Consider the following 5,699-nt stretch of genomic DNA (forward strand, 5'->3'; position numbering starts at 1 on the left):
CCACGGACACGTTCCTTAACGGGGACGCCACATGCTTCAACGGAGGGAACCTCCGCAACGCAGTGGCTTGGGAACCCCCGCACGGAAGTGTCCTCCCCTTGTCTCCCCCTCCCCCCCTCTCCCCCTCCCCCCCTCTCCCCTACGGGTCGCAAGAGTAAATCAACTAATTGCCGATATACAGGTTCTACATTATCTCGAAAGGTAAATTGCACATCTGGATTTAGGGCAATCAAATCATTGCGTAAAAATTTTAGGGTCTCTACTGCTTGAGTATAGAAGGCGATCGCCCCGCTGATATCGCCTTTAATTTTGAGTATCTGTCCTAATTGCCATTGCCAAAGATAAGCAATATCCTGGGCTTTAATTGCCTGAGCTTGTATCAAAGCTTGCTCGGTCAATTTCTGCGCGTTCGTTATATCTTCGGTTTTCAGATACAATCCACCAAGCGCACCGCTCGCATATGCTTCGGAACGTTTATCCTCAATGCTTCTAGCTTGTTGAATCGCTGTTGCCAAACTTTCAGCAATTTCTTTCCAGGATGGGATGTCTGCATTGGTAGCTTGTTTTAAGTATACCAAACTCTCAGCTAAGTGAATTTGGGCAGAAATTGCCGTCTTGCTGGGTGGTATTTTCCTCAGCTTTAACTGTATCTCAGACGATAATTGTTGTGCTTGCGACCATTTTTGCAGTGACAACAACATACTCAGTCGATTTAGTTGTGCTTGGATTTGTCCAAGCGGTGAAGTAGATATCGTAGCGGCTTGTGAGTAAAATTGCGCTGCTTGCTGGTAAAATTTGATAGCGTTTATATTTTGAGTGAAGATAGATTTGCTTAAATACTGCAAGGGCGTATACTCTTCAATACTTATTGTGTCCAGCCGCGATTCTCTATTACCATTAGCTGCGTAAATGTTACCTAAACTGAGCAAAGCGGCGCTTATTTCTGGAGGAGATTGTAATTTTTCGGCTATGTCCCGACTTTTCAGCAAAACTTTTAAGGATAGTTCTAAATTACCAACCAATTGCACCACATCACCCAAGCTGCGTAAAGCAGTAGCTTTAACCAATGAGTCTGGTTGCTTCTCCAGACGGGGGTACATCTCCTCTAATATCATGCGAGATTGTATGTATTGTCCTAAGGCTTGTTGGGCAATGCTTTGGTTAATCAAGCTGCGAGTTTTGCCAACTTCATCACCTGCTTTGGCATAGATTTTTTCAGCTTGTTTCCATGTGTTTAAAGCAAGTTCTGCTTTACCTAGTTCTAATTGCAGATTTCCCTGAATTTCTAATGTTTGCGCCAAAACTGATGCCGAATTTCGGGTATTTTGTAAGGTTGTTAAGATTAAAAGACTTTGAGCGATCGCTCGATCTGCTTTTTCCCATTGTCCGAGTTGCTTAAAAGCTAACGAGAGATTACTTAAGGCGATCGCTTCTCCCAATTTATCTTTTTGAGTTCGCAAAGAAGAAGCTGCTTGTTGCAAAATCGTCACCGCTGTCGATAACTCTCCATCTTCATAGAGTTTTCGACCTTGTTCAATCAATACTTGACCATTTGGGGGTTCAACTTGAGAAAACACCGGCGATGAAATTGAACAAGTGATAAATAATACTGTTATAAAGAGGGGAAAAGGTTTTTTCCTGATTGCAAAAAGTTTATTAGACTTATTGAAAAAGTACCTGACGAGTGAACTCGCGGCTACACGAACTAAGTCCGCGCAGGCGGACTTGATGTCTAAAAGCCTGCAAAGGCAGGCTTTGTTTGTGTAGCTCCAGACTTTAGTCTGAGAGCGTAAAAAGACTTCTGCAAATTGAAGTTTATCCTTAAAAAAACGTCGTACCGCTACAATAAATCGCCACCGTTTTCTTCTCATCTCCTCGATCCCTCAATCTTGAGTAACGGGTGCTGCAATAGGGCAAGCTGGCGTTGACAAAAAGTTATTTATATGCTCTTTTGGCGCAGAGGCGATTAACGTCACCTCACCTTTATTGTTAATTACCCAACCAGTAGCTGCTACCATTTGATTTGGCAACTTAGAGCCACTTAAATTAGTAATTCCCCCCCTTTCCCTCTGTCCCCCTCTCCTGTTCTGCTCCAACGTCACCCAATCGACAGTTGCAGTCTGATTACTACGCAGTGCTTCAGTTGGTAAAGGTGGTAAACCCCCGCGTCCGATGATTGTAAATGTATTGCCTTGATTTGCTGGACAACCTTGAGCAATTAAATTAGAGCGATCGCTTACATTAACTGGTAATTCCACTAATCCTGAACTCAGGTCAACTTCAGGGGTAATAATATTTACTTGTCCGCTCAATGCCGCATTTTCCTGGGAAATTGCCGTGATGTCGTTAGACTGTAGCTTTTGAGCATCTAATTCGCTGGGTTTGTCTGTTCCTATGCGGCGTATTAAGTCTTCTCGGCTACGCTGTTCGATATTAAAAATATCTAAAGCTTGAATTTGCACTTTGCCACCAGAACCTTCATAAGCATTAGCGCTAATATCGCTATTTTCATTTTTGACAGCAAGTAAAAAGCCTAAAGGGGCATTAATATTAATATTACCGCCGTTGCCGCCAGCTTCAGCGGTACCGGCATTAGTGGAGATTTGGCTTCCACGACGCAATAGCAACAAGTCTTGAATTCCTAAAGTAATATTTCCACCGTTACCAGATGTAGTTCTCGCTAAGATACGTGCCTGATTTTCCAGTCGGATGAAGTTAGAATCAACTTTGATGGCTCCAGCAAATCCTTGTCCTGCGCTACTAGCATTCAATTGAGCGTTATTTCTCAGAGTTAAGGCATTAGTGGTGATGTTGATGTCACCTCCATTACCCACTGCTGTGTCACTCACAATACTGAATGCACCACTTGGTCTCATCAATTGTGGTGTATCCACCCCATCAAATAAAATAGCATCTCTGGCAGTAATATTGATATTGCCAGCATTTCCTCTACCAAAAGTACTGGCAGATAATCTAGCCCCATTTTTAACTGTCAGGGAACCAGTAGTAATGCTGATGTCTCCTCCTTTGCCCACGGCTTCAGCTCGAATAATACCGCTGAATATTCCGCTACGTGCAGTTCCCCTTTGACTGATGGCTAGTCCATCAAAAAATACTGTATCTCGTGCATTCACAGTAATATTGCCACCATCCCCTCTAGATAAAGAAAAGGACAATATAGAACCGCCATTAGTTAGAGATAGTGACCCTGTAGTAATGCTGATGTTACCTGCTTTACCCACCCCTCCCGGCTCGACATCGCTAGATGCTGCACTCGGACTAGTACTGCTTGCCCCATCAAAAGAAACTGTATCCTTAGCATTAATGGTGATATTACCAGCATTGCCGATTCCTAAGGTGCTGACATTCAAGTCTCCATCATTGCCCAGAAATAGTGAGCCGGTGTTAATGTTAATATCACCTGACTGTCCAATTGCCTTTGGTTGCACACTATTATCAATACGGCTCTCATTTTGAACATTTACTGCTGCTTGTGCATTAATGTCAATATTTCCGGCAATGCTTTTGGCTGAACCCAGCCCAGATGCTATCCCAGCTAGTATATGGCTTTGATTTGCCAGATTTAAATTTCCGGCATTAATTGCAATACTGCCAGCATCTTGACCGCGCACATTCACATTAGCATTATTGCTGAGTGATACGTCACTTCGCTCTACCCCATCAGGAAAACTTAAACTCAGATTGCTGCCATTTCCATTTAACTTAACTGTTCCCGCACTTCTAAATCCTCCTAACTCTACTCGACCACCAAAAGCAAATAATCCGCCACCATTTATATTGATATCACCGCCAACTAAAGATAAATTCTGACCGTCTGGAACACGCAGACCATTTGCGGTGAATGTGCTTGATGGATCTAATTCTGAAGGTGCAACTGAGTTAACCTGAATTGGTGCAGTTGCAGAGGAATTGAAAAACAACGCCGAAGGATTTATTGTCAGCAAGGGCAGAGGTGCTTCTGGGTTATCAGCGCTGAAAAAGCCTTGATTGCCAAATTCGATGGCATTAGCAGTAGTTGCCAAAAATGAGCCACCGATATCTAACTTGGCATTTTGACTAAATACGATTCCATTGGGATTAATCAAAAATAAGTTTGCTGTACCCAAAGCGCGGATTGTACCATCAATGTTAGAAATAGATTTACCCGTTACCCGACTGATAATATTTTGAATATTTAGAGCATTGTTAAAGAAAGCGACACCACCAGTAGGAATAGAAAATGTCTCAAAGCTGTGGAATAGATTTGTTTTTGCGGTTGTTCCTCCTTCGATGAGGTTTACATTGTTCTGTTGTCTGACTCTGGAGTTTATCGGTAGGGTTGCATCCGGGCTAATTTGTGCAACTGTTGGTTGAGAACTAAATAAAAATAGTAGCGCACTCCCATGAATCAGCCAGAAGCGCATGAAAAGCAGTTTCATAAACTGGAGATGCTCCTCTAGACTTTTATTGACTATACAGCTATTTGGTTGAAGTTGAGATATGGCGTTGCTGAATCTGAGGATGAATTTCAAATTTTTACATGTAGAGACGTGAGGGCGGAACGTCTCTACTATATGTGTGTCAACGCCGAATATGTATGATATTATACTAAATAGAAAAAAGAATGCGACAGATGGGTAGGGGCACGGCAATGCCGTGCCCCTACGAAGAATTTATGTGTCGCAAACATTATTTAAATTGGTATTAGTTGTGTGCAATCCATCGCGATCGCTCGCCCTATTAACTTCAAGTTTCCAGTTCTGAACTGGAAACTTGATGTTCTGAGGCTCAACATTCGTGTTCTGAACTGGAAACTTGATGTTCTGAGGCTCAACATTCGTGTTCTGAACTCGAAAGTTGATGTTCTGAGGCTCAACATTCGTGTTCTGAACTCGAAACTTGATGTTCTGAAGCTCAACATTCGTGTTCTGAACTCGAAAGTTGATGTTCTGAACTCGAAACTTGTGTAATGGTGGGAAATCCTTACCTTATATTATGTCGGGCAAATTACATATATTGTAGAGACGTTCCATTGTCACGTCTCTACGAGGGTTGCGATGTTTTTATTACTGTTAATAAACGATACATGGATTGTTGTAAGGTGAAGGGCGGGGAAACCCCGCCCCTACTGTTTTAAATTGGTATGACTACTTGTTGCTTTGTTGGTTGTGTTTTCCTTCTTGGTGGCGGAGTTCGTTTAAAATGGCGCTACCATTGTTGAAGGGACCTAAAGCGACGACTGCTGATGCGAGTTCGGTGACTTGGTGCAGTTCTTGCCAACTCGCGCCGGCGCGACGGGAGGCGATCGCGTGGTGTTTTGCAGCTGGGACACCCATAACTAACAGCATCCCAAACAGCATTAATTGCGTTGTCTTGGTGTCGAAAGTTTTGTTGTAGAAGGCGTGAGCGCGAAATTTATCGGCGAGTCGCAATCCCTCCGGGTCGATTTCACTACTAAACTCGAATTTTGCTTTCGGTAATGGTGGCACTTCACCAAATAATTCGGCGTAGCTATCACCAAAGGCTGCAAGGTCAGGGGGTAGATTCGTCGATTGCGTGTCAGACATAATAAAAGAATAAAAGCTTCAGTATAATCTAACGGACATCATTTAACCCGGTAAATTCTCGTAACAAGTACTAGTTTCTACCGTGTATCGGGCTACGTCCTGCCCAGCCTCAACTTTGGTCGAGGCATTTAT

At 43.1% G+C, this 5,699-nt stretch carries 2 protein-coding genes and 1 pseudogene; all 3 read right to left on the minus strand.

Going from position 1 to position 5,699, the window contains the following annotated elements; translation table 11 throughout:
* A pseudogene (locus AABK37_RS40025) lies at nt 1–1,577 on the minus strand (CHAT domain-containing protein); the annotation flags it as partial.
* Between the two features lie 306 nt (nt 1,578–1,883).
* Complete coding sequence (locus AABK37_RS40030; protein WP_432556948.1) at nt 1,884–4,439, minus strand: filamentous hemagglutinin N-terminal domain-containing protein; 2,556 nt, start codon at nt 4,437–4,439, stop codon at nt 1,884–1,886.
* 708 nt (nt 4,440–5,147) lie between these two features.
* Nucleotides 5,148–5,567, minus strand: a complete 420-nt coding sequence (locus tag AABK37_RS40035; protein ID WP_432556949.1) for a carboxymuconolactone decarboxylase family protein — start codon at nt 5,565–5,567, stop codon at nt 5,148–5,150.
* Nucleotides 5,568–5,699: the final 132 nt, after the last annotated feature.

Origin of the sequence: Tolypothrix sp. VBCCA 56010 (assembly GCF_050875635.1) — a bacterium.
Lineage (GTDB): Bacteria > Cyanobacteriota > Cyanobacteriia > Cyanobacteriales > Nostocaceae > Hassallia.

Coding starts and splice junctions, on each gene's coding strand:
- AABK37_RS40035 (WP_432556949.1), bottom strand. CDS start 5,567: ATGTCTGACACGCAATCGACGAATCTACCCCCTGACCTTGCAGCCTTT.
- AABK37_RS40030 (WP_432556948.1), bottom strand. CDS start 4,439: ATGAAACTGCTTTTCATGCGCTTCTGGCTGATTCATGGGAGTGCGCTA.